Raw genomic sequence first — 26310 nt, forward strand, 5'->3', positions numbered from 1 at the left:
GTCGTTCAGTCCAGCCGGGAATCCGATCAATCTTAGCGGTCTACCCGCATTGAGCGCCGGGCCGCGAAGATTCCGGCGCCGGTGCTACTTCTCGACGGCAGCGTGCAGGTCCGCGATCTCCTTCGAGTTCAGTGGACGCAGAACCCCCGAACGCTGATCACCGAGGTGCACCGGACCGAATTTGGTGCGCGCGAGGCTCTGCACCGGATGCCCCACCGCCTCCAGTAGCCGGCGCACGATGTGCTTGCGCCCCTCGTGCAGTACGACCTCCACCATCACCCGGTTGCCGAACTGCTCGACCAGACGGAACGAGTCGACCCGCGCGAGTCCGTCTTCGAGTTCGATTCCCGCGCGCAGCCGCTTGCCGACGTCCTTCGCGACGGGGCCGACGATCTCAGCTATATACGTTTTCTCCACGCCGAACGACGGGTGCGCGAGCTTATGTGCCAGCGCGCCATCGTTAGTCAGCAGGATCAACCCCTCCGTGTCGGCATCGAGCCGGCCGACGTGGAATAGGCGGATGCCGCGTTCGGTATAGCTCTCGATGTAGTCGCTGAGGGTCCACCGGCCGCGGTCGTCGCTCATCGCCGAGAGCACATCACGTGGTTTGTTCAGGGCCAGGTAGATCATGTCCTCGCGGGTCTCTATCCGCGAGCCATTGACCTGTACGACATCGGTTTGCGGATCGACGCGCATCCCGAGCGATGCGCGTTGTCCGTTGACGCGCACCTTCCCCGCGGAGATGAGATCTTCGCAGACGCGGCGGCTGCCGACTCCGGCGCGGGCGAGCACCTTCTGCAATCGCTCGCCGGCGGGCTTGTGCTCGTCCTTCCAGTTCGCCGATCGACGCTCACCACGCTCGGGGGCCGCGGGTGTCAGATCGAATTCGGCATCGGCGAGTTGGTACTCGTCGTCGTCCGGATCGTAGAAGTCGCCGCCGAGATTCACGTCGTAGGTCCTGCTCATCAGTCCATCTCCATATCGGCGATCGCGGCGAGCCCGGATTCGAGTCGCTCGTCCATCTCAGGGTCCACGTCCGGCAGCAGCGGGGCGATCGGCGGAAGGTCCCGCAACGATTTCAACCCCAGCTTCTCCAGGAACAGGTCGGTCGTGGACAACAGTCCACCACCGGAGCCTTCTTCGTGCCCCGATTCCTCGATGAGTTCGCGAGTCAGCAGGGTCCGTACGACGCCGTCCACATTCACCCCGCGGATCGCGGAGACCCGCGCTCGGGTGACCGGTTGGCGATAAGCGATGACCGCCAGGGTTTCCAGTGCAGCCTGCGTCAGCCTGGTCTTCTGCCCGTCCAGCACGAACCGCTCTACCGCCGGCGCGTACTGCTCACGCGTGTACAGCCGCCAGCCCCCGGCGGCCTCGCGCAATTGAAAGCCACGTCCCTGTTCGTCGTACTCCGCACGCAACCCCTGTAACCGCGCTTCGACGACGTCCTCACCGATACCGATGGCTCGGGCGATATCCATCGCTGCGGTGGGTTGATCCAGCACCAGCAACACCGACTCGATCGCCGGGGTGATGTCCGACTCGAGAATGGTCATTAACTGGTCGGGCTCGGACGGCGCGGTGCCATCGTCCGGGCGCGGCGGCAGTTCGATCTCGACGGGAGCCGGGGCGTTCTCGCTGTCTGGACTCATGCGTATTCCTCGTCGGGGTTGTAGCCGGCGTCCGCAGGCTCGGCGCCGTCGTCGCGCGTAGACCACCGCACGCTGAGGTCACCGAGTGGCACCACCTGTTCGAACGCAACGACCTTCTCGCGGTAGAGCTCCAGCAAGCCCAGGAAGCGAGCGACCACCTCCAGGGTATGCGTGCAATCCTCGGTCAACTCCCGGAAGGTGAGTTGGCGCTTACGTTGTAGCCGTTCGCGCAGGATGCCCATTTGCTCGCTGACGGACACCTGGGCGGCGTGCAGGTGATCCAGGCGTACGGTCTCTGGCGTTTTAGGTGTCATCACCCGAACAGCGATAGCCGCGAACCGCTCGGGGCCCACGCCAATCAGTAATTCAGGGAGCGCCTCGGCAAACTTCGGCTCCAGCGCGACGGCGCGGGGGTACCGGCGTCCGGCCGTGCTGATCATTTCTGCCACCGCGGCGGCGGCTTCCTTGTACGCGCGGTACTGCAGGAGCCGGGCGAACAGCAGGTCACGTGCTTCCAGCAGTGCGAGGTCTTCCTCGTCCTCCACCTCGGCGCGCGGTAATAGCCGCGCGGTTTTCAGATCGAGCAATGTCGCGGCGACCAGCAGGAACCCCGTCGCCTGCGCGAGATCCCATCGATCGCCATCTGCGCGAATGTGCGCAATGAAGTCATCGGTAACCTTCGACAGCGCTACCTCGGTGACATCGAGTTTGTGCTTGCTGATCAACTGCAGCAGCAGATCGAACGGGCCCTCGAAGTTGGTCAACCGAACGGTGAAGGAGCCGCGCGGCTGGTCGTCGGCGGCGATATCCGACTCGTCGAAGTTTTCGACCGTTTCGGTCACGACGCCGCGTCGCGGGCGAGAATCTCACGCGCCAGGTTCCGGTACGCGTCGGCGGCCGCGGAGGTAGGCGCCCAGGAAGTGATCGGCTCACCGGCCACAGTGGTTTCCGGGAATCGCACCGTGCGGTTAATCGTGGTTTGAAACACGATGTCCCCGAACGCCTCGACGATGCGCGAAAACACTTCACGGGCGTGAATGGTGCGCGGGTCGTACATGGTCGCCAGAATCCCGGAGAGTTCCAGCTCAGGGTTCAACCGGTCGCGCACCTTCTCCACGGTGTCGATCAACAGCGCCACACCACGCAGCGAGAAGTACTCGCATTCCAGCGGAATCAACACGCCCTGAGCGGCGGTCAACGCGTTGACCGTCAGCAGGCCAAGCGACGGCTGGCAGTCGATCAGGATGTAGTCGTACTGCGGCAACAGCGGGCGCAGTACGCGTTCGAGTGTCTGCTCGCGGGCGACCTCATTGACGAGTTGGATTTCGGCCGCAGACAGATCAATATTCGCTGGCAGCAGGTCCACGCCCTTGACTGAGGTACGCAGCACGACGTCGGTGGGGTTGGTCCCCCGCTCCACCAGCAAGTTGTAGACAGTCACGTCCAAATCGTGCGGGGCGATCCCGAGCCCGACCGACAGTGCGCCCTGCGGGTCGAAGTCGACCAACAACACCCGACGTCCGAACTCCGCGAGCGCCGCGCCGAGATTAATGGTGGACGTCGTCTTACCGACACCGCCCTTCTGGTTGCATACCGCGAGCACCACCGCCGGACCAGTGCTGACCAGCGGAGCGGGATCAGGCAGGTCGTGCTGACGTGCCTTCGCCGGATCCTCACCCATCCCGCGACGCTTTGGTTTGGGTTGCGATTCCTGCTCGCCGGCAGGAGCGTCCTCGAACGGCAATTGATCGGCAGCGGCCGGCCGTGGCGATACCGCCGCCGCGCTCGATCCCGCGGAGGTATCAGCGACCGGAGATGATTCGACCGTCTGTGGATCAGTCTCAGGCTGAGGTTGAGACTGAGGATCAGGTGGAGGTTGGTGGGAACCGTCAACGATGAGCGGCGACAGCGACTGCCATTCGCTAGCTGCTGGAGCTCCCGGATCCTGCGCATCGGAGAGGTCCTGCGGGACGTACGTGCCGTTGTCGACGGCGTCGTCATGCCCATGAACTGGCGTCTCGGACGGGCGATCGGGCGGGAAAGTCATGGCAGCGGTCAAGACCTCTCGGTCGGAAACTACGAGGCGTACCCGACGAGTCTAAGGCACAGCACGAGCGCCCCGGAAACCTCAAGTAGCCCTAGAGAGTGTCGCGCTAACGTGCTCGCGGATGGCTGGTCGCGTAAACCTCACGGAGCTTGTCGACCGTCACCAGCGTGTAGACCTGCGTTGTGGTCACCGAGGCGTGACCGAGCAGTTCCTGCACCACGCGGACGTCCGCCCCGCCGTCGAGTAGGTGAGTGGCGAACGAATGCCGCAGCGTATGCGGTGAGATTGGTACGTCGATATTCGCTCGCTCGGCGCACGCCCGCAGGATCGCCCACGCGCTCTGCCTCGACAGCGGGCCGCCGCGCGAATTCAGGAACAGTCTGCTGGAGCTGCGCCCGGATACGCTCAGCGTCGGGCGAGAGCGCACCCGGTAGGCCTCGATCGCCGCTAGCGCATAACTGCCGATCGGCACGATCCGCTGTTTACTGCCCTTGCCGGTCACCCGAACCGCACGCGCGGCGGCGTCAATATCGTCGACGTCCAACCCCAGCGCCTCGGAGATTCGCACCCCCGTGCCGTACAGGAATTCCAGCAACGCTCGATCGCGCAAGGCCAGCGGCGTGTCCTCGTGCAGCGCGGCATCAAGCAGTCGCTCGACGTCTTCGATAGGCAGTGCTTTCGGTAGCCGTTTACCTGGGGTCGGCGGGCGGACGTCACCGGCGACGTCAACCGGCACGATGCCCTCGCGGACGGCGAACCGATGCAGACCCCGCACAGCGACGACGACCCGCGCCGCCGAGGTCGTCGACAACGGCTGATGCTCCTCGTCGCCCTCACGCAGGTACGCCGCGAAGTCGGCGACGTCCACCGCAATCACGTCCCCGAAGTCTTCGCGTCCACGAGCGTGCAGCCAATCGAGATACCGATTCACATCTCGGCGGTACGCCGAGAGCGTGTTTGTCGCCAGGCCCCGTTCGATGGCGAGGTGATCGAGGTACCCGCGCGCAACCTGCCCGATCGAGTGGCGCGGTGCATCAGTCACCGAACGGCGTCCACGGCATGTCGTGCGCTTGAGCGACGGCCTCGGAGACCAACGCTCCGGCGGCGGTGTTCACACCGGCGGCGAGCGCGGGATCGGCGGCACACGCGCCCGCGAAACCGCGATCGGCCAGCGCGAGCGCGTACGGCAGCGTCGCATTCGTCAGCGCCGCCGTGCTCGTTACCGGAACGGCGCCGGGGACATTCGCCACGGCATAAAAGATTGAGCCATGCACCGTATACGTCGGGTCCGCGTGGCTCGTCGGGCGCGTGTCTTCGAAACACCCGCCCTGATCGACGGAGAGGTCGATGAGCACCGAACCGGGCTGCATACCGGCGACCATTTCATTGGTGATCACCCTCGGCGCACGTGCGCCCGGCACCAGTACCGCACCAATCACCACGTCGGCATCCGCGATCGCTTCTTCGATCGCGTGTGCGCTCGATGAGATCGTCTGCACGGCACCGCGGAAGTACGCATCGGCGGCGTGCAACGCCTCGATGTTGCGGTCGAGCAGGATGACCTTCGCCTGCATGCCGGCGGCGATCCTGGCCGCGCGCATACCGCTGACACCGGCACCGATGATGACCACCTTCGCGCCGTACACGCCGGTGACGCCACCCATCAACATGCCGCGCCCGCCGTTGACCTTGGTGAGCGCGTTGGCCGCGATCTGCGGCGCCAAGCAGCCGGCTACCTCGGACATCGGGGCTAAGAGCGGCAGTCGGCCGTCAGCGGAGCGCACCATCTCGTAGCCGATCGCGTTCACCTTCGAGTCGACCAATGCCTGCGTGCACTCCGCGGAGGCGGCCAGATGCAAATACGTGAACAATGTCTGCCCGTCACGTAGCAGGCCATATTCCTGCGCTACCGGTTCCTTCACCTTCAGCACCAACTCGGCGTCGCCCCACAGGTCGTCGGCGTGCTTGGCAATGCGCGCTCCGGCCCGCACGTAATCCTCATCGCCGATCGACGATCCGATGCCGGCGTTGGTCTCCACCACAACGTCATGCCCATGCGCGTGCAGCTCACGCACCCCAGCCGGGGTCAGAGCAACCCGGTACTCGTGGTTCTTGACCTCTTTGGGAACGCCGACTCGCATATGTGAAAACCTCTCGATCATTTAACTCAAGCCACGCTGGCGGGCTGATGAACCTTATCGACCCACCCGGATGACGTAGCCTTCTTGGGTGCCCGAAACGCAACGAACGAACAGCCTGTCCGGCGCCAGCGCCGCACAGACCATCGTGCGCAACGCGGCCACTCGCAGCACCATCGACAATGTCACAACGCTTATCTCTTCGGTCGGTGGACGCACCCGGGCAACCCTTTCGTTCCGGGTCGGTTTCGCCGACGAACCGCTGCATCACCGGGGTATCACCCACCTCGTCGGGCATCTGGCAAGCGCGGCGGCGGATCAAGATGAGAGCACCTGCCACGTCTCCGTCAGTGCCTCCACGCTCAGCTTCCATTTCTCCGGCGGAGCGCTGGCTGTTGCCAACGAGATCGGCGCGGTGTGCCACTGGATCGGCAGCGCCCGCGCACATGCTGACGAGCGCGCGTTGGAGCGTGTTCGCGGCGCCGCGAAGGCCGATCAACGACTGCACGCCCCCGAGCACACGAGAGTCCTGCGAGCCCGATTCGGCCTACCAGGCTGGGGCGGCGGATCGGTGCCCGAGCTTGGGCTCGACAGCATCGGTGTCGACGACATCCACGACTGGGTAACGACCTACCTGACCAGCGGGAACTCCGTACTCGCGCTCAGCGGCACCAAAGCCACCACGCTGCGGGTGCCCCTGCCGGATGGCAACTACGTGCCTGTGACCCCACCGCAGCCGACCCTGCTGAACCCGCCGGCGCTGATCGCGAGCCCTACTCCGATGCTGAGCCTCAGCGGTCTGCTGACTACGGACGAGAATCATCTCGACCGAGATCGCGCCGTCGCCGGGCTGTCCACCGAAATCGTCCGCTCGCGGATCGCGTTCGCACTGCAGCAGCGATACGGATCTGAACTGAAGATCCGCGGTGGACCGATGACACTCGGCCCGCATTCGGTGCATAGCGTCGTATGGGCGGACGTCGATGCCGAGATCGAGGCCAAAGTAGCCGATATCGCGGCCGAGGCGCTCGCTGTGCTCGTTGCCAACGGTCTACTCGAGGGCGAGCTCGGTGCGCACGTAAAACGTCGGCTCAGCGCCTATGAGCGCGCCGCCGGCACCGGCTCCGGCGCGCACGATCTACTCCATCGTCAGGCGCTCGGAGCCCTGAACGAGCAGCCGTGGTCCCTCGCCCTCGAGCGGCGCATGCTCAGCGGCGCCAGCAGCGAATTGGTCGGCGCGCAGTTGTCCCAATTTTCGGATTCGGCCGTGTTGATGATGGCCGAGACCGATCCGCCGGTCCGGGCCTGGAGCGCCGGAGCGACACTCGCACCCTTTGACGCGGACGGCGAAATCCTCCGCTCGCGTCCCGCGTACGGGCTCAGTTCCCGGCACCAACCCTGCCGGCTCATCGTCGGCGAGGACGGCATCACGTTACGCAGCCTCACCGCAGCGGACGATCAGGTGCGTTGGGCAGATGTCGCGATGGCGCAATCGTGGGATGACGGCCGACTCCTGCTCACCAGCACCGCGGCGGGCGAGTTCGACATCGCCCCCGAACGTTGGCTCGCACCGGACGCGGTAACTCAAGCGGTACACCGCCACCTGGGTGATCAGCCGATCATCGAGATGGGGCCGCGCGAGACGCCGCCGTCCGCCCCGCTGCGACTCAGCGACCGCATCGCCCCAATGTGGTGGTGGGGCGCGGTACTGGTGGGGGTGCTGCTGATCGCGGTGGGTTCAGCACCGCTGCTACCGGGTCAACTCACCTGGCTGCGCTGGCTACTCGGCGCCGTCGGGCTCGTCACGTTCGTCATCGGCGGCGCATGGGCGTACGACACGGCGCTCACCGAGCGCCGACTACAAACCGGCCGCGTCACCGGGAACTCTCTACCTCACTAAAGCGTTATGCGAGAACACCCCCATATTCCGGAGGATTCTGCAGATGGAGTTCGTCCTCATCGTTGGCGTTATCGTGCTCGTGGTGCTGCTTCTCAGCAACCGCAATCAAGGCCCGCAACGTCGCACCGCATTCGGCCGTCCGGCGTTATCAGTCGAGGACGAGAAGGCCGAAGCGCGGCGCTGGATCGATCGACTCGGTGGCCAGGTGCTGAACCTGGAAGGCACCGACACGGCCTCGAAGCAGGCCATGAGCGATGCCTCGGAGCGCTTTACGGCTGCCGGATCGCAAATCGAGCAGGCCACGACCGCGCATCAGGCGCAGCTCGCTAAGGACACCGCGCTCGAGGGCTTGTATTACGTGCGTGCCGCGCGTACGGCGATGGGTCTGGATCCTGGGCCCGAACTGCCGAAGGACCGCGAACGCGAACGTGCCGGCGCGGTGACCGAATCGCGTCAGGTCGATGTCGAGGGTCACGAGTACGAACTGTCTCCCGAAGCCTCTGAGCGCACGCCTTACTACCATCCCGGTGGACGTGTCGCCGGCCGCCCGGTACCTGCTGGCTGGTACAGCGAGCGGTGGTGGGCTCCGGCTCTGGCCACGGGCGTCTGGGCGATGGGGTCCATGATGATGTTCAACGCCATGTTCCTGGGTATGGCCGGGATCGCCAGCGCCTCGGCGTGGGAGAACGGCCAAGACGCTGGGCAGGAGTCCGGTGATGACGGCGGCGGCGACGGTGGCGACGCCTCGGACGGCGGCGACATGGGTGACGGTGGCGATATGGGCGGCGGCGGAGACTACGGCGGCGATATGGGCGGCGGCTTCGGCGACTTTGGCGGTGGCGATATGGGCGGCGGAGACTTCGACTTCGGCTTCTAGCCGCGTCGCTGGTCCCGGCCACCTCCGGTCGGGGCCACCGTTGCACCGCCCATCAGCATTGCACCGACCATCAGCGGTGCGCCACGCTCAGTTCAGGCCGGCCACGGTATGTCGGCGGCGCGCAGCACATTTTCTTCGCGCAGCGCCCGCTCGGCCGCCAGTAAGGCACCGACGGCGAGGGAATTGACGACCTCCCCGGCGTGCACGGCCGCGACGGCGTCCGCTAGTGGCACCCGGTGTACGGCGACCTGCGCCTCCTCGTGTTCGAGAACGAAACCGTCCGGACGCGGCGCCTCGGACAACTCGCGCGCCAGGAACACCCGGACTCGCTCATCACAGAATCCCGGCGCGCTGACCAGATCGATCAGTGTGTGCCATGAGGTAGCGCGCAGACCGACTTCCTCCGCCAGTTCGCGCTTAGCCGCATCAAGGGCATGCTCCCCTGCTACGTCGAGCAGTCCGGCCGGCACCTCCCACAGCATCTGCGCGACCGAATGCCGGTACTGCTCGATGAGCACGACCCGCCCATCGGCGTCGATCGGCACGATCGCCACCGCCCCATCATGCGAGACGACGTCGCGAGTCGCGCTCGACCCGTCCGGGAACTCGACGGCATCACGACGCAGCGTGAAGATTGGACCGTCGTAGATACGCTCCGACTTCGTGACCGAGTATCCGACGGCGTCGCGACCACCGAGAATGCTCGCCATCAGGTGACCGGCAGTTTGGCCGAGTCCATGTAACTCAGCGCCGCGCCGATGAACTCGGCAAACAGCGGATGCGCCTTCGTCGGACGAGACTTCAACTCCGGGTGCGCCTGGGTGCCGACGAAGAACGGGTGTACATCGCCGGGAAGCTCGCAGAACTCGACCAACCGACCGTCCGGCGAGGTACCGGTGAACTGCAGGCCGGCGGCCTCGATCTGCGCGCGGAACTCGTTGTTGACTTCGTACCGGTGCCGGTGCCGCTCGTGCACGACACGTTCGCCGTACGCCGCGGCAACGATCGATCCTTCGCGCAAGTGCGCCTCGTACGACCCGAGTCGCATGGTGCCGCCCATATCGCGTTCACCTGAGACCACGTCCTGCTGATCGCTCATCGTCGCGATCACCGGGTATTCGATAGCCTCGTCGAACTCGGCCGAGTTCGCGGCGTCGAGGCCGGCGAGATTGCGGGCAGCTTCGATCACCATGCATTGCAGACCGAGGCAGATCCCCAGCAGCGGAATCCCGTTGGTCCGCGCGTACTTGATCGCGCCGAGTTTTCCTTCAATACCGCGGATCCCGAAGCCGCCGGGGATGAGCACGCCATCAACACCAGCGAGCTCCTTCGACGCGCCCGCGTCCTGCTCACAGCTGTCCGAGGGGACCCAACGGATCGTGACCTTCGCGCGGTGCGCGAATCCCCCGGCACGCAGCGCCTCGCTGATCGACAGGTACGCATCGGGCAAGTCGATGTACTTACCGACCAACGCGATCGTGACCGATTCCTTCGGGTTGTGCACCCGCTCGAGCAGGTCACCCCACACGGTCCAGTCAACATCGCGGAACGGTAGACCGAGGCGACGGACGACGTACGCGTCCAGACCTTCGCGGTGCAATACCTTGGGGATGTCGTAAATCGATGGCGCATCAGCGGTCGCGATGACCGCCTCGTCCTCGACGTCGCACATCAAACCGATCTTGTGCTTGAGCGAGTCCGGCAGGTCGCGATCGGAACGGCACACGATCGCATCGGGCTGAATACCGATACTGCGCAGTTCGGCTACCGAATGCTGCGTCGGTTTGGTTTTCAGCTCGCCGGACGGCGCGAGGTACGGCACGAGCGACACGTGCAGGAAGAAACAATTGTCCCGGCCGACCTCGTGGCGAACCTGACGTGCGGCCTCCAGGAACGGTAGCGATTCGATATCGCCGACGGTACCGCCGATCTCGGTGATCACCACATCGATGAATTCACCATCCGGATCGCTGTCGGCCATGCCGATCATCCGATCCTTGATTTCATTTGTGATGTGCGGAATTACCTGGACCGTGTCGCCGAGGTACTCACCGCGACGCTCCTTGGCGATCACGTTCGAGTAGACCTGACCGGTGGTGACGTTGGCGAATCCGCTGAGGTTGACGTCCAGGAACCGTTCGTAGTGACCGATGTCCAGATCGGTTTCGGCACCATCCTCAGTCACGAAAACCTCGCCATGCTGGAAGGGGTTCATCGTGCCCGGATCGACATTCAGATACGGGTCGAGCTTCTGCATGGTGACCCGCAGACCCCGAGCCTTCAGCAGTGCCCCGAGGCTGCTGGCCGTCAGGCCCTTACCGAGCGACGACACGACGCCGCCGGTGACAAAGACGTGCCTGGTCTTGCGGGGAGAACCAACCATCAACGACGCTCCTGAAGGACGATGTCAACGTCGACTCCGCGGCGCTCCCGATGACCGAAATGGCTCAAAAGGAAATCCCGCAGGCCAACGACCTACGGGATTTCACCTTATCAGGTCGACTGGGTCTGCCGAAGGTCTGATGAGTGTGCCGATCGCGACTGTGTGGCGCTTCCACCGATGATTCCCAGCAGCGGTGGCACGACGATCCCCAAACCGATTGCGGTCACCGCGATACCGGAGTCGTTGACGGCGAATCCGAGAATCGTCATCGAGAGAATCGCGATCGCCGCCGCGGTGGCGTACGGCGCCCGCTGCTCCAGATACAGCCGACCCGGCGAGGAGGACTGCACCCATTGCCACACGACCACGGCGACCAGCACGAACGCCAGAACTGTCAGCACGCTGCCAGTCAAAATGTTCCAGTTCGCCTCGAGCTTGCGCACGATGATGGTGCCGGCGGTGCCGTCCATCAACTGACCGATGAAATTTCCTAGGTGCGTGCGGGATTCCGGCGGACGCAGGAAATCCACGAGCGCAACGGCCAACACCGCCAGCACCCCGGCACCGAACACAATCGCCAGTTTCAGTTTCGACAGTCGTACGCCGGTCACGATCAGCCACATCAACAGCAACGACGGCACGAGGGCCACGACGCCGCCGAAGTCGCGGCCGGGGAACCCGTCCAGCACGACCAGCGCCAACCCGCCGACGGCGACGACCGCCGTCCGCATCGCGCGAGATTCAGCCCAGGTGCACGCGAGGGCGATCAGGACCAAACCGCCGACGCCGAAGACAGCGAACGTCATGTTGCCGAATCCGGTGAAACGGCCGGCGACGATCGCGTTATAGCCGAACGGGCTGTTGAGCTGTAGGTGCGAGCCGGTCAGCACATCGACGGCAAGCACGCCGAAACTCATTGCGGCTACCGCGATCAGCGGACCAGATCGATATCGGCGCCATGGTCCGCACTGCGCGATCAGCGTCACGATCACCCAACTCGCCGCGATCGCTAAGGTAACCGCGACGATAGGACGCCCGGTGCTCCACCACGGAAAGACGTTCGCCACCAGGGTGGCGACAGGGATCGCGCCCACCGCCGTACCGAGCGCGCGGGTTGAGCGCGTCGGCGAGCGGCCGCGGTGCAGCAGGATCGCCATGAGCACGACTGCGAGGGCCGCGACCCAGGCGAACACGGCGAAGACGATTCCAGCGACAGAGATGTGTGCTGAGGCGGCGATGTCGGCCTCTTGGAAGTCCGCAACGAGATCGGTGAGGTTATCGGAGCGGTCTTCGCCATGAATGATCCGCCCGGTCATACTGGCCGGCTGATCCTCGCCCAAGATCGACAGCACGGTGGGCGCGATATCGATCAGTTGGCTGAACGGCTCACGGCCGGTACTCGGCGAACTCAGCACCTGCTGATCGAGCGCGGGATCGAGCATGATCAGCGTCGTCAGACCAGCACGCTTGTATTCAGCCTCCGAAGTGCCGGCGATGATGACCGTCGCACCCTGCTGGCGTGCTCCTTCGACGATGTCTTTGATCGCCGAATCGAGCGCCTGCAGTTCGGCCACGGATCTATCCAGCGCGTGACTGGTGGCGACCAGGGTGAGCGGACAGTCCGCGACGATACTCGACCATTCCTGCGGGCTGGAGCCACTCGGGCTGGTCCGCACGTCGGCGTCTTCGGCACCCACGGCCAGGACCGGCGAGCCACCGACGACCGTCGAGCAACTCACCGCCTCCCCCAGCGCGCCGGGTTCGGCACCAAAACGCACATTGTCCCGATTCTCGACGACGGCGGGACCGATCTGCTGCCCGCCGACCGTCGGTACGACGCCGCGTTGACCCAGGCAGCCCTCGGTCGCCTCTTCTTGTCGCTGTTCCTCCGGCGTGGTCGGTTCGGGGGTTTCACTCGCCGTGGGTTCCGGCTCGCCGGGCAGCGGGTCGGCCGGCTCGGGCGGTAACTCATCCTCCGGAAGCGGCGCCGGATACCGCGCTCGGTTCCCAGATCCCAGCGTCACCCAGCCGTCCCACGGGCAGGTGACCGAGCGGGCGGAGCGTGTGGTGAGCATGCCCACCGCGCCGGATTCGGCACTCTGCCACAGGTGCGGCATGGCTTCCGGTGTCAACACGTCCCAATCCAGGGACGGTACGCCGATGACGACTACTTTTTCCGCGGATGACGGCGCCGTGTAGTCGGGCGTGATGGCGGTACGCAGGCCGGCGAGCAGCGTCGCGACAATTCCGATCACGAAGAACGCGACGAGCGCCGGTTTCCGGCCGGCCGTCACCCGGGCGTTCCTTGGCCAAGGAGCTCACGGTAGATCTCGATCAATGCCAGCGCCGTGTCGCGTTGTGTCGGGAAGTCAGCAGCTCGGCGACGGCCTGCCTCCGCGAGGTCAGCGCGTTTCTGCGGGTCCTCCAGCAGATCCAGCACCGCTTGCGCGAGTCCGGCCGAATCACCTACGTCAATGGTCCGGGCCGCGTCGCCCACCAACTCACCCATCCCGCCGGTCGTCGTGCAGATCAGCGCCACTCCGGCACGCATCGCTTCCTGAGCGACCAGCGAGCGGGCCTCCCACACCGACGGCATCAGGACCAGATCAGCGGCTTCCAGGAGGTCCGCTACATCGGAGCGACGCCCCAGCAGCCGGATCCGCAGGCTGGCCGCGTCGATATCGCGGCGTAGCTCGCTCTCCAGCGGTCCGTCACCGGCGATGATGACCTCGGGTCGCAGCGGATGGTCCTGCCACGCGCCGGCCGCGGCAATCAGCGTGTCGTACCCCTTCTGCGGATGCAGCCGACCCACGCACAGCAGCACCGGGGCCTCGGCCGGTAGGCGTAGTTCCTCGCGTACCTGTGCTGCGGTGCGTTGCGCGGGTAGCGCGGGCGGCGCAGCAACCTCGCGGAACAGCACGTACTTGGCGCCGCACTCACGGGCGCGATCGGCGAGATCTTGCGACGCACCGATCACCACATCCGCGCTGCGGGCGACGAACCGCTCGAGTCCGGCGTACACCCGCCGCAGCGCTGGTGACTGCACATCGACGGCGTTGTGCAACGTGACGACCAACGGCGTACGCCGCCCCAGGTTCGCGGCGGCTGCCACGGTCGCCGCGCGCAACCCGTGTGCATGAATCAGGTCGGCGTCGCTGGTGGCCGCACGCAGTCGACGCACCGCGCGAGCATCCTTACGTGGGTCGGGCCCATTGGCGATCTCCACGGCCGCGAACTGCGCGCCTTCGGCGGTGAATCCGAACAGGTCTTCGGTGGCCTGCGGCCCGACGATCCGTAGGTCCGCCCCGGCGCTGACAAGGTCGGCGGCGATGGACCGTACATGTACGCCGACACCGCCGGTGGACGTCGCCAGCACCTGAGTGATCGTGCGCCTGCTCAGCGGTGTGCTCACGTCATCTCCTCGTCGTTCGTCGCGCGGCGTCGGCGAAACTCGCCCACCGCTTGGCGCAATCCCAACCCCGGTATCACCCACAGCACCAGCGCGGTAATCGCCGCCGCAATGGCCCCCCGGAGCAGACCGATACCCAGTGCAGCCATTATTGCCGTCGAGGCATCAACCTGCAGTGCCTCCAGCACGGTGATACTACGCACCGCGAAACCGACCCCGGCGCCGACAGCCGCGGCGGTCAGCAACGATGCCAGTGGCGCCAGCGGATTCTGCCCACTCACCCGCGCCGTCATCACGACCAGTACGGCGCCCAACACGCTCGCCCCCGCAGCGTTGGCCCAACTCAGCGCCGCCACTCGGTCCTGGGCATCCATGACCTCCGACAGCACGAAGGCGCCGGCGATCGCGATACCCCATCCGAGGCCCGCCGCGATGGCATTCAGGCGTGCCTTGTGCATCGCGAACAACGCTCGCGAATGCAGGGCGAACGCGCCGTACCCCACCAACCCGACGCTGAAGGCGATGATGCCGTGCATCAACGCGTCCACGGACGGTTCGCCCGGCGATCGGCTGACGAACACCACCGCGATCTCTCGTGCGGCAGCGATCAGCGCCGCGGTTGCGATCGCGGACAGCGCGGTAATCGAAATGTGCGTGCCGTGCAGCAGTCGGCGGTAGACCGATACCGCGCCGGTGCTGACCGCTTCGGACAGTCGGGGGAACACGGAGGTGGCAATCGGTACCGCGAGCACTGCCCACGGCAGGAAGTAGATGGTCTGCGCGTACATGAATACGTTGATCGCGCCGCGCGGCACCCCGGGCTGGTTCGCCAGCACGAGAGTCACGGCGATGAACAGTTGTTGCGCGAGGAGGCCGGCGATACCCCCGGCAACCATGGCGCCGGCGCGGCGCGCCTGACCCGGCGGAAATCGGAACCCAGGCCGTAGTCGTACCGGCGTACGGCGCAACGGAACCAGCAAACTCAGCGACAGCGCCACCACGCCGAGCGTCGTACCCAGCGAGAGGATCAATTGCTCGCCGTCGCTGGCGTCCTGCAAGTCGGTGCCGACGCCGGCGACGACGGCATACGTCACATACGCACCAATGACGACGAGCGACGACAGCAGCGGCGCGAGGGCCGGGCCGCCGAACCGCTTGTACGCCTGCAGTACGCCGGTCAGCACGATCCCGATTCCGTACAGCGGGATCTGCGGGGCGAAGATCCGCAGCATTGTCGCGCCCGCATCGACAGCCTCATCGCATGGCGCCGCGCCCAGTATCGCAACCGTCAGCGGTCGCGCGAGGAGCGCCAGGACGATCGCCAGCGGCACCAGTACAGCGATAGTCCAGCTCAGCAATGCCGAGGCGGTACGGGATGCATTTTCGTCGTCGCCCTTGGCGACGTACGTCGAGATGAGCGGGACGACTACCGCGGCGAGCGCGCCGCCGGCGACGATCTCGAACACGATGTTGGGGATGGTGTTCGCGGTCTGATAGGTCTGGCCGAGGCAGGTCTGACCAACGGTGTTGGAGAAGACGATGTTGCGGGCGAAGCCAACCAGCCGGGCGAGCACGGTCAACACCGCGATCAGCGCGGCAGCTTTCGCCACGGTCGCGGCCGCGCGACGCGGGGAGGTCATTGACGACGCCCGAGCGCGTCCACCTCTCGAAGCACGGGAGTCGACTCGATCACCCGCGTGAAACTGACCTTCTCACTGGCGAGGGTGAGCGCGGCTAGCACCGCCAGCGTTCCGGCTCTCGTCCACGGCCCACCGGCGGCAGCCAGGCGCAAACCAAGAACCGCGCCGATCGCGTTGGCGCCACCATCACCGAGCATCGTGCGTTCGTTCAGGTCATCGGGCAATAGTCCGGCGCTCGCGCCGATAGGACCGGCGATGAGCGTCCCGGCGTTGCCGCCGAGAGTCGCGGCACCGAGCCCGAGAGCGGCCTTCAACGCACGGCCGGGCCGCAGATCCAGCAGGTTGAACAAGTTCGCCGTGCCGGCGATGACACCACCGGCGACGATGCGATCAACCGGACCGCGTGTCACCGCGCCGGCGGCCACGACACCACCGGTGGCCACGCCGACGAGTTTCACCAGTCCGGAGGTCACTCGCCCCTCACGTAACGCGCCGAGATGTCCACGCAGTCCCTTGGCGTTCTTCTGGTCCGCGCGGTGGCCGACGATATCGTCGTACACGCCGAGCGCCCCGCCAAGGACGCTCACGCCCGCTGCCGCCGATCGCAGGTTCTTCGGAGCACCGACGGCCGCGGTCACGGCGGCCGAGGCAGCCAGCGCCGGCCCGGACAGCAGACTGACCTGCTCACCGCGATGATTGGTGCGCGTCCACCACTGCACCGATCCCGGCTGCAGCCGCTCCAGCGCGTCGTACGTCGCGCGGGAGGCAACGGCCCCTGCCGCGATCAGCGACGCCTTCCGAATCCTCTGGCCCATGGCGGACTAGTTCGGTGCTGGCGCGAGCGGATCGGTATCCGGCGCCGTGCCGTACGCCCCGGTCTTCTGCTCGGCCTCGGCCGCCAGCGCCCACACGACGTTGACCTGCCCGGAGCCGTAATTGGCGTTATCAATGGTCGAAATCGCCGACGCGACCGCGGCGTCCTCACGAGCTGCTGTGATCAGGCCGCCGCCGGTCACCGAGGACTCGTCCCCCGCGATCACTACCGAAGCGCCAGCCTTGTCGAGTTGCATCGCCAGTCCGAGCGCCATGTCGTTGCGGGTGCCGACATCGCTGCTGGGCTGACCACTGGTGATGATCACGAAGTTGGAGGCGGGCTGGATATCGGTCGAATCGAGTTTCAGTACGCCGAGGCTACCTAGCCCGGACAGCACCGAGGTCACCTCACCGGCCGCGGAGCCGCCGGACTCGGATGAGACCAGCACAGCTGCGAGTAGGGCACCGAGAACATCACCTGCGTTGTTCGATTCCGGCAGCGTGATGCCCGCCGGCGGATCGTCGGAGGCGAACTTCAGCAGTTCATCGGCGTGCTCCGGGTCCCCGAACGTGTCCGTCAGCGAGATGGCGCCGGTGTTGGTCGCTCCGGCCTTCTGGATCATCGAGATGATCGGGTCGCGCATTTCCGCGGTGACCGAGTCGCCGACGGTGATCGCGATGAAGGTTTCATCCGCCAGGACGTCGGCGACCAGCGGTTCGGAGACACCGGTGGCGAAGTCGCTGTTCTGCTGGACCGCGGTGTTCAGGTCGGTGACCCGGTCTTCCAGGGCGCGCTTCTCATCGCCCAGCGTCTTGACGTTGGATTGCAGGTTGCTGACGATCCCGCCGTTCAGCGCTGTCGTGCCGATGATGATGCCCAGCGCGATCGCCAGGAACACCGAGATCAGCGAGACAACGTGGTACTTGAAATCGATCACGAGAAGAGGTCCTTAAACCAGAAGACGAAACTCTGCCATTTGTCGATGAGCAGTTCGAGGTAGGTCTGCCCTGCCTCGGAGATGGCGATCGCTACCGCGATCGCGATGAGTGCGGCAATCACGATCCCGACCAGGGATCCGGTCGAGATGCGGCTGCGGTAGAGGCGACTGACGCCTTTGGCGTCGACGAGTTTGCCGCCGACGCGCAGGCGGGTGAGGAAGGTCGAGGCCATACCGCCGCGGCCCTTGTCCAGGAATTCGATCAGGGTGGCGTGCGTGCCCACGGCAACGATCAGGTCGGCGCCTTTTTCGTCGGCCAGCAGCATCGCGATGTCCTCGCTGGTCGCGGCGGCAGGAAACGTCACCGCTTCCACACCCAGGTCCTGGACCCGCTGCAGCCCGGGCGCGCGCCCGTCGGCGTACGCGTGCACCACGACCTCGGCTCCGCACTTGAGCACGTGGTCGGATACCGAGTCCATATCCCCGATGATCATGTCGGGCTGCAGTTTCATTTCCAGCAGCGCGTCGGCGCCGCCGTCCACGCCGACCAGCACGGGTTTGTACTCGCGGATGTACGACCGCAGGTGTTTGAGGTCTTCCTTGTAGTCGTAGCCACGGACCACCACCAGGACGTGTCGGCCGGCGAAATCGGTGCGTACCTCGGGTACGCCGATGCCGTCCAGCAGCAGCGAGCGCTCCCGCTTCATGTACTCCATGGTGTTCGCGGCGAACGCTTCGAGTTGGGTCGAAAGTCCCTCGCGAGCCTCGGACATGGCCGTGGTGATGCTGTCGTCGTCGTAGCGGAACCCGGAAGCTACTTCGTTCTCGCCGACGTACAACTTGTCGCCGTCGATGCGGACCCGGGTGCCTTCCTTGAGGTCGTTGAAGACCTGCTTGCCGATGTTGTCCAGCAACGGAATGCCAGCATCCACCAGGATGCCTGGCCCAAGGTTGGGATAGCGACCCGAAATACTGGGCGAGGCGTTGACTACGGCGGCGACCTGACACGCAACCAGCGCGTCAGCGCTCACGCGGTCGATGTCGACATGGTCGATGATCGCGACCTCACCGGGCCGCAGCCGTTTGGTCAGGTTCTTCGTACGTCGATCAAGCCGGGCCACACCTTCGGCGTTGGAGTCGGCCGGCTGGGGTCGACCCTTGCGTATGGTGGCGATCTTCATGGGCCCAGTGTTTCACTTGCCCCGCGCCAACCGAGGGATTTACTGGCGGGTGCGGCGCTTCTTATCGTGATCTGCAGCGCCCAAGAGTTCGGCCGCGTGCGCGCGCCCTGAAGCGCTGTCGCTGAGTCCGGCGAGCATTCTGGTGAGTTCGTCGAGGCGCTGCTGTTGTTCGAGCAATTCGATACCGCTGGCCACGACCGCGCCCTCGGAGCGTTTGGTGATCTTCACGTGCCGGTCGGCGTAGGCCGCGACCTGCGGCAGGTGGGTGACCACGATGACCTGATGGGTCGTGGAGAGGACGGCGAGCCGGCGACCGATCTCGATGGCCGCCTCGCCGCCGACGCCTGCGTCGACTTCGTCGAAGACCATAGTGCCGATCGGATCGGTACCGGCGAGCACGACCTCGATCGCGAGCATGATCCGCGACAGTTCTCCGCCCGAGGCGCTCTTGTCGATCGGTCGGCCTTCGTCGGCGCTGCCGTGGGCCAGCAGGATCCGCACGCGATCGCATCCGCTTTCGGTGGCGCCCGCACCATCAAGTTCGGGAACGTCCGTCGACAGCGGCCGTGCTGACACATCGATCAGGATGCGGGAAGCGCCGAGCGCGAGCGAGGCCAGTTCCGCGTTCACCGCCTTTGCCAGACGCTTGGCCAGCGCGCGGCGGGAATCGCTCAACGCGGCGGCGGCAGAGCGCGCCGCCTCCTGCGCGGCTATCCGTTCGGCCTCCAGGCGCTCTAGTCGCTCACTGGAGGTGTCGATGTCGATCAGCCGCTCGCCGGCCTCTCGGGACCAGGCCAGTACGCCGGCGAGGTCGGCACTCGACGAGTAGTTGCGCACGAGTTCTCTGAGCTCGGCCTTGCGGGTCATCAGGTCGGACAGCCGTTGCGGATCATCGTGCAGCGTGGCGGCGAACCCGGAGAGTTCGGCGGTGATGTCGGCTAATTCGACGCCCACGCTGCGCAGGCGCTCAGCCAACTCCCGTAACTGCTGGTCATCGGCGTCGGCGAGCGCGCGTACGGCGCTGGCCAGCTGCATGTCGGCACCGGCGCTCTCGCTGAGTTCACCCTCACCGCCGATCGCGGCGAGCGCTGCGGCCGTGGACTGCCGCAGCGCGTCGGCGTTGGAGAGCCGTCGTACCTCGGTGTCGATCTCCTCGTCTTCGCCCTCGCGGACGTCAGCACGTTCGATCTGTTCCAGGCCCAGTCGCAGCATCGCGATTTCCTGGCGGCGCGCCGAGTCATCGCGGCGCAGTTCGCTCAGCCGTCGGACGAGCTGTTGCCAGTCGACGTACGCCTCGAGGTAGGCCTGTAACAATTTCGCGTGCGCGGCGCCGCCGAACCGATCCAGGACCTCGCGCTGTTGGCCACCGCGCGCCAACCGCAACTGGCTCGCCTGTCCGTGCACCGTCAGTTCGCGTTCACCGATATCGGCGAGTACGCCGACCGGCACCGATCGTCCACCGGCGCTTGCGCGTGAGCGCCCTTGGGCGCTGACGGTGCGACTGAGTATCAGGCGGTCGTCCTCCAGCGAGCCGCCCGCATCGCGGCAACGTTCGGCGGCCGGACCGTCCGGGTCGATGATCAACGAGCCCTCGACGTCGGCAGACTCGGCGCCGCGGCTGATCTGACTGGAATCGGAGCGGGCGCCGAACAGCAGGGTGAGGCCGGCGACAACCATCGTCTTACCGGCCCCGGTTTCGCCGGTGACCACAGTCAGACCGGGCCCCAGCGGCAGGGTCGCGTCGGTGATGACGCCGAGGTTGCGGATACGGACTTCTTCCAGCACGCGCCTAAACCTACCCGCGGGCCCGGCTCACAGGTCCCGGAAGCCAGCCGTCGGCAAGTGGAACTTAGCGACCAGCTTGTCGGCGAAGCCGCCCACGTTCAGGCGCGCGACGCGGATTGGGGCGGCGCCTTGCCGGACGATGACGCTGTGTCCCGCCGATACCGCCAGCAGTCGCCTACCGTCGGCCGCGAGCACGGCGCTGGGTCCTCGTGTTGACAGGTCCATCCGCACCACCGAACGCGGCGACACCACCAGCGGGCGTGCGAACAGCGCGTGTGCGGCGTTCGGTACGACGAGCATCGCCTCGACGTCTGGCCACATCAGCGGACCGCCGGCGCTGAACGCGTACGCGGTGCTCCCGGTCGGGGTCGAGCACAGCACGCCGTCGCAGCCGAAGCTGGTCAATGGGTGGTCATCGACGCGGATGTCGACCTCCAGGATGCGCTCCCGATGGGTGCGTTCCAGCGACGCCTCGTTCAGTGCCCAGGTGTGCTGGACGTTGGTCTCATCGTCGGGATCGATCACGTCGACATCGAGCGTCATTCGCTCCTGCACGGTGTAGTCGCGATCCAAGAGACGGCCGAGCACCTCATGCAGCATGTCCGGCTCGGTCTCGGCGAGGAAGCCGACGTGACCGAGGTTGACACCCATCATCGGCGACCCGTAGGGGCGGGCGTATTCAGCCGCTCGCAGGAACGTGCCGTCGCCGCCGAGCACCATCACCAGTTCGGGTGCCCGCTGCTGCGTCGGGTGCGTGGGGTCGGGGCTAGGTTCCGGCAGCGCACACACTCCGTCGAAGCGGAGTTCGTCGGCTTCGACCTGGGGAACACTGACTCGCACGCCCGCCGAATGCAGCCGCTGCACCACCCCGCGGGCCAACTCGATGATGTCGCGTCGGCCGGTGTGCGTGACCAGAACGATCTCGCGTTCGCTCACTGTTTCCCCTTCATATCCGTTCGCGCGAAGCTTTCAGTTTGACATGTCGGACTCGGCGCACTGCGCCCAGAGCACATCGAAGTCACCGGCCGGCACGCCGCGTCGCAGCTGCACGAAAAACTCGATGTTGCCCGCGGGACCCGGCAGGGCGCTACGGGTGATGTGTTGCGCACCGAATCCGTGCGCGGCCGCGGCGTGCACGGTCTCCTGCACCACCTGGCGGTGCAGCGCCCGGTCAGCAACGACACCGCCGCGGCCCAGTTTGCCGCGACCCACCTCGAATTGCGGTTTCACCATCGGTAGCAGCACACCGCCCTCGGCGACCAGCGCTGTCATCGGGGCCATCACGTGCCGTAACGAGATGAAGGACAAGTCGGCGACGACGAATGCTGCGGGGTCGATGGCGCCGAGATCATCGCGCCCTAGGTGGGTGTTCTCCAGCACTCGTACGCGCGGGTCAGCGCGCAACGAGGCGGCTAGTTGGTCCGTGCCGACGTCGATCGCGGTCACCTGCTGCGCTCCGCGCTCCAGCAGCACCTGGGTGAACCCGCCGGTTGACGCCCCCAGGTCGATACAGCGCAGCCCGCGAACGTCTAGGCGCAGGGCATCGAGCGCACCGACGAGCTTATGCGCGCCGCGCGAGACGTAATGCTCGCCGGGCAATGGGTCGATGGTGAGTTCATCGTCGTCCGCGACGCGGTGTGATGGCTTGCTGATGCGGTGTCCGTTACAGGACACCCGACCGGCACGGATCGCCTCGGAGGCCAGTTGGCGCGAGCGGGCCAGCTCTCGTTCGACGAGTACGGCGTCCGCGCGTCGAGGTTCACGCACGGTATCGCTCATCGAGCGTCGATATCGTCAAGCATCGCTCTGAGGTCGCGGTGGACGGCGTCGTAGGCTTCGGCGTGTTCGTTCACCGGGCGTTCGGCCAGGTCATCCAGCAGCTGTACGACGGCACGCAGGTGCTCGGCGATGGCCGGATCGTCACTGATTGCCGCGCGCTGCTCGGCAACGTCGGGGATCGGTTCATCGAGCCCGGGTGTCGGCTTCGCTTCGTCGACGTCGGGGGTATCGGGGCGCGCCACGTCGGGAGCCTCGTGAGATTCCATCCCTCGATTATGCTTGTCGGCGCCCCAGACGTGACGAACGAAGGACCTCAATTCCCTCATGGCTACCCTGCAGGAGTGCCGCGCGGCACTCACCGAACTCACCAAAGACATCGCTGAGTCGGGCACCGAACTGGACTTCGATCGCTCCCTGACCGCGAATATCACCGACCTGGGAGTGATCCTGAAGGGCAGGATCGAGAACGGTGGTTTCACCGATATCGAGGAAGCGGCTGATCCCGCCGCCGACCTCAAGCTCACGCTGTCCTCGGATGACCTGGTTCAGATGTGCAGCGGCGAACTGAACGCGATGAAGGCGATGGCCACCGGACGACTGAAGATTCAGGCGTCCATGGGTGACCTGATGAAACTGCGCAAGCTACTGAAGTAGTTCCCTAAAGACCTGTTGCAGTGCGCCCAAGGCCGAGCGCTGCGTACGCAACCTGGCTGTTGTCGTCCAGTGGTGTGTGCGCGCGGTCGGACCAGGCCAGTGCACAGATCAGCGCGAGCAGGTCAGCCGCGTCGTCCGCGCCCGCCGGCCCATCGCAGCGGATACCGGCCTGATCGGCGATCCAACGGCCGCTTCGCCCACTGGCTTGGGCGGCAGAGATCGAGCGTCCTGGTTGCAGCAGCCCACGGAGGTCACTGGCCACGTAGGTCGGGCGATGCAGCGTCGGTGCCGCCACGACCTCGGCGGGTCTACTGATACCCGTCATCACGTACAGACTCGCGCAGTCGGACGCCGCCGCTCCTGCGATATCGGTGTCGAGACGATCGCCGATGACCAGCGGACGTTGCGCGCCGGTGCGAGCCACCGAAGCGCGGTGCATCGTCCGCGCCGGCTTCCCGGCGACAACGTCGGGCTCTGTCTGAAGGACGTCAGCGAGCATAGCCACAAACGCACCGTTACCCGGCAACACGCCGCGATCGGTGGGCAGGGTGCTGTCCAGGTTGGAGGCGACCCAGAGTGCGCCGGCGCGCACCGCAATCGTGGCCTCGGCCAACTGTTCCCAACCCGTCTGGGTACTGAAACCCTGCACCACGGCGGCGGGCTTGTCCTCGGCGGTAGCGACGAGGAGTAAGCCCGCGGAGGTTACTGCTTCACGCAACCCGCGATCACCGACCACGAGCACCGCGGCACCCGCCGGCAGTCGTTCTGCGAGCACGTCGGCCGCGACCTGCGCCGAGGTGATGATGTCGTCAACGTGTGCCGTGACGCCGACCTCGTTGAGTTTGTCAGCGACGTCCTGGGGAGTACGTGACGCGTTGTTGGTGACGTACGCAGCGCGCATTCCGCGCTGCGTGGCCGCCTCGATCGACGCCGCCGCGTGCGGAACGCGGGCACTGCCCGCGTAGACGACACCGTCGAGATCGAACAGGCCTACGTCGTAGGACTCACACAGTGGGAGGTTGTTGCTCGTCACCGCTCGTCCTCACCCGGCTCGTCGTCGTCCGGCTGGTCGTCGTCCGGCTCGTCGTCAGCGTGAGCGCCATCGGGAGAGTTCAATGCTTCGATCCGCTCAGCGGCGTCAGTGAGCCCATCGTGATCCACCTTCGCGGCGGCGGCGAACCACTCCCGTGCTTCATCGACGCGGCCGGCGTCCACGAGGGTGTCGGCGTACGCGTACCAAAGTCGCAAGCTCCACGGACGCAGCTGAGCCCTGTCCAGTCCGAAACGCTCGAGTAGCAGCAGTGCTCCATCGACCTCGCCCAGGTCGCGACGCGCACCGGAATGCACAATCACCAACTCGGCCTGAATTGGGCGGGGCAGTCCGCTGGCCTCCGGCGATGTCGCAAGTTCAATCGCTCGGTCGGCACGGCCCAACGCGCGTTCGCAGTCGGCGATGATCGGCAAATGGGTCGATTCACCGGTGATTCGGCGGCAGGCGCGCAGATCGCGGGCTGCTTCGGCCCACTCACCTGCTTGGTATGCCACGATGCCTGCTGCCTCTCGCACAGCGGCGATACGGGGCGCCTGATCGCGGGCATACCGTACGTGCGCCAGCGCACGCTGCGGATCCTCATCGACCAGGCTGCCCGCCGCAACGAGGTGTACGGCGATGGTGTCCGCCTTCGGACCGAGCGTATTCAGGTCGCGTAGGACAGAGCGCTCGAGCATGTTCGGCTGGATGCCATCAGGCACCGGTGGCGCCATCGGGCGATCACGACGCTCAAAACGGTCCTCGCGGCGAGGACCGTTTTGCCCCGATGCGCGCTCCGAACGCCGCTCCCACGCATCGCGCCCGGACCCGCTGCGCGCCGAGCTCTCAAAGCGCTGCCCGCGGTCCTGGCGCCGGGCACCGTCACGTCGTGGCCCACCGTCACGTCGTGGCCCACCGTCGTGACGCGGCCCGCTCGAGCGACGGTCGTCACGACGGGAGTCGCCCGAACGGTTCCCTGCCGGACGGCGGTCGTCGAAACCACCCGGGCGGCGGTCCTCGAAACGACGATCTCCGGAGCGTCGATCCGGAGAGCCTGCAGCGCGACGGTCGTCATACCGGCGGTCATTCCCGTTGGCGCGCTCTGGGCGACCACCCTCGGACCGCCGATCATCACTTCGCCGGCCCTCGCTGCGGCGATCGTCAAAACGTCGGCTGTCGGAGCGGTGGTCGTTAGCGCTGCGGTCGTCAAAGCGACGCCGATCACCACGGTCATCGAAGCGGCGGCGCTCACCGCCCCGATTGTCGAAACCGCGGTCGCCACCACGGTCATCAAGCCGACGTCGCTCGCCGCCACGATTGTCAAAACCGCGGTCACCGGCATACCGGTCATCACGACCTCGGCCGTCATGGCGGCGGTCGTCTCGACGAGGACCACCGGCGCGACCGCCGTCACGCCGGTCATCAAACCGGCCGCGACCGCCGCGGTCCTCGAAACGTCGGTTATCCCGCCGAGGCTCAAAACGATCCCTGCCACGATCGTCGCCACCAGAACGGCCTCGCGAGTCGCCACCAGAGCGGCCTCGTGCGTCGCTACCGGAGCGGCCTCGTGCGTCACCACGAGCGCGGCCATCATCGCTGCGGCCGCGCGGCTGCCAGTCGTCCCGCCGCGCGCGCGGCGCGGAGCGATCACCAGAACCACGGCGATCTGCGAAACCGGGCCCGCCCCGAGCGGCACCACCTTGAACTGGCCGGCCGCCTCGCGCACCGTCGCCCGACATCCGTGCTCCGCGCTCAGACCTATCGCGATTCTGATAGCCGCGCGCTGGGCCATTACGGCGCTCAGGGCCTCGGCCATCTGCGTGACCACCACTGGCGCGCCGGTTGTCCCGGTTCTCCCGGTGGTCCTTCTCCTCGTCGCGATCCACGCCGAAGCTCCACTCTCTAATTGATGACGAACGCACCGTACGCCGGTGTCGTGTCAAGATACCTAGAAATGCCGGTAGGGGGCCACGCGTGGTGGCCCCCTACCGGGATACTGCTGAATGATTGTTCGGCGGCGTCCTACTCTCCCACACCCTCGCGAGTGCAGTACCATCGGCGCTGTAAGGCTTAGCTTCCGGGTT

At 66.1% G+C, this 26310-nt stretch carries 24 protein-coding genes and 1 rRNA gene; 3 read left to right on the plus strand and 22 right to left on the minus strand.

Annotation, left to right across the window (positions count from 1 at the left end):
- Nucleotides 1-84: 84 nt before the first annotated feature.
- From E1H16_RS17610 to ald, 6 genes are all read right to left on the minus strand, one after another.
- Entirely contained in the window at nucleotides 85-966 is an 882-nt protein-coding gene (locus E1H16_RS17610) for a pseudouridine synthase (protein ID WP_134325234.1), read from the minus strand.
- Complete coding sequence (gene scpB, locus E1H16_RS17615; protein WP_134325235.1) at nucleotides 966-1652, minus strand: SMC-Scp complex subunit ScpB; 687 nt, start codon at nucleotides 1650-1652, stop codon at nucleotides 966-968. Before scpB ends, E1H16_RS17610 begins: the two co-directional genes overlap by 1 nt.
- Nucleotides 1649-2494, minus strand: a complete 846-nt coding sequence (locus tag E1H16_RS17620) for a segregation and condensation protein A (RefSeq protein WP_134325236.1) — start codon at nucleotides 2492-2494, stop codon at nucleotides 1649-1651. Before E1H16_RS17620 ends, scpB begins: the two co-directional genes overlap by 4 nt.
- The gene (locus E1H16_RS17625) at nucleotides 2491-3699 is read right to left on the minus strand and encodes a ParA family protein (RefSeq protein WP_166741831.1); all 1209 of its coding nucleotides are present in this window, start codon (nucleotides 3697-3699) and stop codon (nucleotides 2491-2493) included. Before E1H16_RS17625 ends, E1H16_RS17620 begins: the two co-directional genes overlap by 4 nt.
- Before the next feature lie 106 nt (nucleotides 3700-3805).
- Complete coding sequence (gene xerD, locus E1H16_RS17630) at nucleotides 3806-4741, minus strand: site-specific tyrosine recombinase XerD (RefSeq protein ID WP_134325237.1); 936 nt, start codon at nucleotides 4739-4741, stop codon at nucleotides 3806-3808.
- Complete coding sequence (gene ald / locus E1H16_RS17635) at nucleotides 4734-5861, minus strand: alanine dehydrogenase (protein ID WP_243837889.1); 1128 nt, start codon at nucleotides 5859-5861, stop codon at nucleotides 4734-4736. Before ald ends, xerD begins: the two co-directional genes overlap by 8 nt.
- A 67-nt stretch (nucleotides 5862-5928) precedes the next feature.
- Here ald and E1H16_RS17640 point away from each other — a divergent pair, with 67 nt between their 5' ends.
- Nucleotides 5929-7737: a peptidase M16 family protein gene (locus E1H16_RS17640; protein ID WP_134325238.1), complete on the plus strand. Its 1809-nt coding sequence runs from the start codon at nucleotides 5929-5931 to the stop codon at nucleotides 7735-7737.
- 43 nt (nucleotides 7738-7780) lie between these two features.
- A complete protein-coding gene (locus E1H16_RS17645; protein ID WP_134325239.1) occupies nucleotides 7781-8614 on the plus strand; it encodes a hypothetical protein in 834 nt (277 codons plus the stop codon).
- Nucleotides 8615-8706: 92 nt separating this feature from the next.
- On the opposite strand, the gene E1H16_RS17650 is transcribed toward E1H16_RS17645, so the two are convergent.
- From E1H16_RS17650 to E1H16_RS17705, 12 genes are all read right to left on the minus strand, one after another.
- The gene (locus E1H16_RS17650) at nucleotides 8707-9324 is read right to left on the minus strand and encodes an NUDIX domain-containing protein (protein WP_134325240.1); all 618 of its coding nucleotides are present in this window, start codon (nucleotides 9322-9324) and stop codon (nucleotides 8707-8709) included.
- Entirely contained in the window at nucleotides 9324-10997 is a 1674-nt protein-coding gene (locus E1H16_RS17655; RefSeq protein WP_134325241.1) for a CTP synthase, read from the minus strand. The genes E1H16_RS17650 and E1H16_RS17655 overlap by 1 nt, the downstream gene beginning before the upstream one ends.
- 110 nt (nucleotides 10998-11107) lie before the next feature.
- Nucleotides 11108-13291: a hypothetical protein gene (locus tag E1H16_RS17660; protein ID WP_134325242.1), complete on the minus strand. Its 2184-nt coding sequence runs from the start codon at nucleotides 13289-13291 to the stop codon at nucleotides 11108-11110.
- On the minus strand, nucleotides 13288-14409 hold the full coding sequence (locus E1H16_RS17665; protein WP_134325243.1) for a glycosyltransferase family 4 protein: 1122 nt from the start codon (nucleotides 14407-14409) through the stop codon (nucleotides 13288-13290). The genes E1H16_RS17660 and E1H16_RS17665 overlap by 4 nt, the downstream gene beginning before the upstream one ends.
- The gene (gene murJ, locus E1H16_RS17670) at nucleotides 14406-16046 is read right to left on the minus strand and encodes a murein biosynthesis integral membrane protein MurJ (RefSeq protein WP_134325244.1); all 1641 of its coding nucleotides are present in this window, start codon (nucleotides 16044-16046) and stop codon (nucleotides 14406-14408) included. The genes E1H16_RS17665 and murJ overlap by 4 nt, the downstream gene beginning before the upstream one ends.
- Nucleotides 16043-16861 carry a hypothetical protein gene (locus tag E1H16_RS17675; protein ID WP_134325245.1) on the minus strand — a complete coding sequence of 273 codons (819 nt, stop codon included), beginning with the start codon at nucleotides 16859-16861 and terminating at the stop codon, nucleotides 16043-16045. Before E1H16_RS17675 ends, murJ begins: the two co-directional genes overlap by 4 nt.
- 6 nt (nucleotides 16862-16867) lie before the next feature.
- Nucleotides 16868-17797 carry a copper transporter gene (locus E1H16_RS17680; RefSeq protein ID WP_134325246.1) on the minus strand — a complete coding sequence of 310 codons (930 nt, stop codon included), beginning with the start codon at nucleotides 17795-17797 and terminating at the stop codon, nucleotides 16868-16870.
- Nucleotides 17794-18978 carry a putative cytokinetic ring protein SteA gene (gene steA, locus E1H16_RS17685; RefSeq protein ID WP_134325247.1) on the minus strand — a complete coding sequence of 395 codons (1185 nt, stop codon included), beginning with the start codon at nucleotides 18976-18978 and terminating at the stop codon, nucleotides 17794-17796. The genes E1H16_RS17680 and steA overlap by 4 nt, the downstream gene beginning before the upstream one ends.
- 39 nt (nucleotides 18979-19017) lie before the next feature.
- Nucleotides 19018-20763, minus strand: coding sequence for a DNA repair protein RecN (gene recN / locus E1H16_RS17690; protein ID WP_134325248.1), 1746 nt, complete (start codon nucleotides 20761-20763; stop codon nucleotides 19018-19020).
- 27 nt (nucleotides 20764-20790) lie between these two features.
- On the minus strand, nucleotides 20791-21699 hold the full coding sequence (locus E1H16_RS17695; RefSeq protein WP_134325249.1) for an NAD kinase: 909 nt from the start codon (nucleotides 21697-21699) through the stop codon (nucleotides 20791-20793).
- A 33-nt stretch (nucleotides 21700-21732) separates the two neighbouring features.
- Nucleotides 21733-22542 carry a TlyA family RNA methyltransferase gene (locus E1H16_RS17700; RefSeq protein ID WP_134325250.1) on the minus strand — a complete coding sequence of 270 codons (810 nt, stop codon included), beginning with the start codon at nucleotides 22540-22542 and terminating at the stop codon, nucleotides 21733-21735.
- On the minus strand, nucleotides 22539-22808 hold the full coding sequence (locus E1H16_RS17705; RefSeq protein WP_134325251.1) for a hypothetical protein: 270 nt from the start codon (nucleotides 22806-22808) through the stop codon (nucleotides 22539-22541). Before E1H16_RS17705 ends, E1H16_RS17700 begins: the two co-directional genes overlap by 4 nt.
- Nucleotides 22809-22866: 58 nt before the next feature.
- Between E1H16_RS17705 and E1H16_RS17710 the strand changes: the two genes are divergently transcribed.
- Complete coding sequence (locus E1H16_RS17710; protein WP_134325252.1) at nucleotides 22867-23196, plus strand: SCP2 sterol-binding domain-containing protein; 330 nt, start codon at nucleotides 22867-22869, stop codon at nucleotides 23194-23196.
- 4 nt (nucleotides 23197-23200) lie between these two features.
- Here E1H16_RS17710 and E1H16_RS17715 read toward each other — a convergent pair whose 3' ends face one another.
- The 4 genes from E1H16_RS17715 to rrf all read right to left on the minus strand — a co-directional run.
- The gene (locus tag E1H16_RS17715) at nucleotides 23201-24229 is read right to left on the minus strand and encodes an HAD-IIA family hydrolase (protein ID WP_134325253.1); all 1029 of its coding nucleotides are present in this window, start codon (nucleotides 24227-24229) and stop codon (nucleotides 23201-23203) included.
- Nucleotides 24226-24948: a tetratricopeptide repeat protein gene (locus tag E1H16_RS17720; RefSeq protein WP_134325254.1), complete on the minus strand. Its 723-nt coding sequence runs from the start codon at nucleotides 24946-24948 to the stop codon at nucleotides 24226-24228. The genes E1H16_RS17715 and E1H16_RS17720 overlap by 4 nt, the downstream gene beginning before the upstream one ends.
- Complete coding sequence (locus E1H16_RS17725) at nucleotides 24894-25733, minus strand: hypothetical protein (protein WP_134325255.1); 840 nt, start codon at nucleotides 25731-25733, stop codon at nucleotides 24894-24896. Before E1H16_RS17725 ends, E1H16_RS17720 begins: the two co-directional genes overlap by 55 nt.
- A gap of 502 nt (nucleotides 25734-26235) precedes the next feature.
- A 5S ribosomal RNA gene (gene rrf, locus E1H16_RS19080) occupies nucleotides 26236-26310 on the minus strand; the annotation flags it as partial.

The sequence above is a fragment of the Cumulibacter soli genome, assembly GCF_004382795.1.
Taxonomy (GTDB): Bacteria; Actinomycetota; Actinomycetes; order Mycobacteriales; family Antricoccaceae; genus Cumulibacter; species Cumulibacter soli.

Coding starts and splice junctions, on each gene's coding strand:
- E1H16_RS17650 (WP_134325240.1), bottom strand. CDS start 9,324: ATGGCGAGCATTCTCGGTGGTCGCGACGCCGTCGGATACTCGGTCACG.
- E1H16_RS17710 (WP_134325252.1), top strand. CDS start 22,867: ATGGCTACCCTGCAGGAGTGCCGCGCGGCACTCACCGAACTCACCAAA.
- E1H16_RS17675 (WP_134325245.1), bottom strand. CDS start 16,861: ATGGGCCAGAGGATTCGGAAGGCGTCGCTGATCGCGGCAGGGGCCGTT.
- murJ (WP_134325244.1), bottom strand. CDS start 16,046: ATGACCTCCCCGCGTCGCGCGGCCGCGACCGTGGCGAAAGCTGCCGCG.
- ald (WP_243837889.1), bottom strand. CDS start 5,861: ATGATCGAGAGGTTTTCACATATGCGAGTCGGCGTTCCCAAAGAGGTC.
- steA (WP_134325247.1), bottom strand. CDS start 18,978: ATGAAGATCGCCACCATACGCAAGGGTCGACCCCAGCCGGCCGACTCC.
- E1H16_RS17700 (WP_134325250.1), bottom strand. CDS start 22,542: ATGAGCGATACCGTGCGTGAACCTCGACGCGCGGACGCCGTACTCGTC.
- E1H16_RS17625 (WP_166741831.1), bottom strand. CDS start 3,699: ATGACTTTCCCGCCCGATCGCCCGTCCGAGACGCCAGTTCATGGGCAT.
- E1H16_RS17645 (WP_134325239.1), top strand. CDS start 7,781: ATGGAGTTCGTCCTCATCGTTGGCGTTATCGTGCTCGTGGTGCTGCTT.
- scpB (WP_134325235.1), bottom strand. CDS start 1,652: ATGAGTCCAGACAGCGAGAACGCCCCGGCTCCCGTCGAGATCGAACTG.
- E1H16_RS17610 (WP_134325234.1), bottom strand. CDS start 966: ATGAGCAGGACCTACGACGTGAATCTCGGCGGCGACTTCTACGATCCG.
- E1H16_RS17705 (WP_134325251.1), bottom strand. CDS start 22,808: ATGGAATCTCACGAGGCTCCCGACGTGGCGCGCCCCGATACCCCCGAC.
- E1H16_RS17655 (WP_134325241.1), bottom strand. CDS start 10,997: ATGGTTGGTTCTCCCCGCAAGACCAGGCACGTCTTTGTCACCGGCGGC.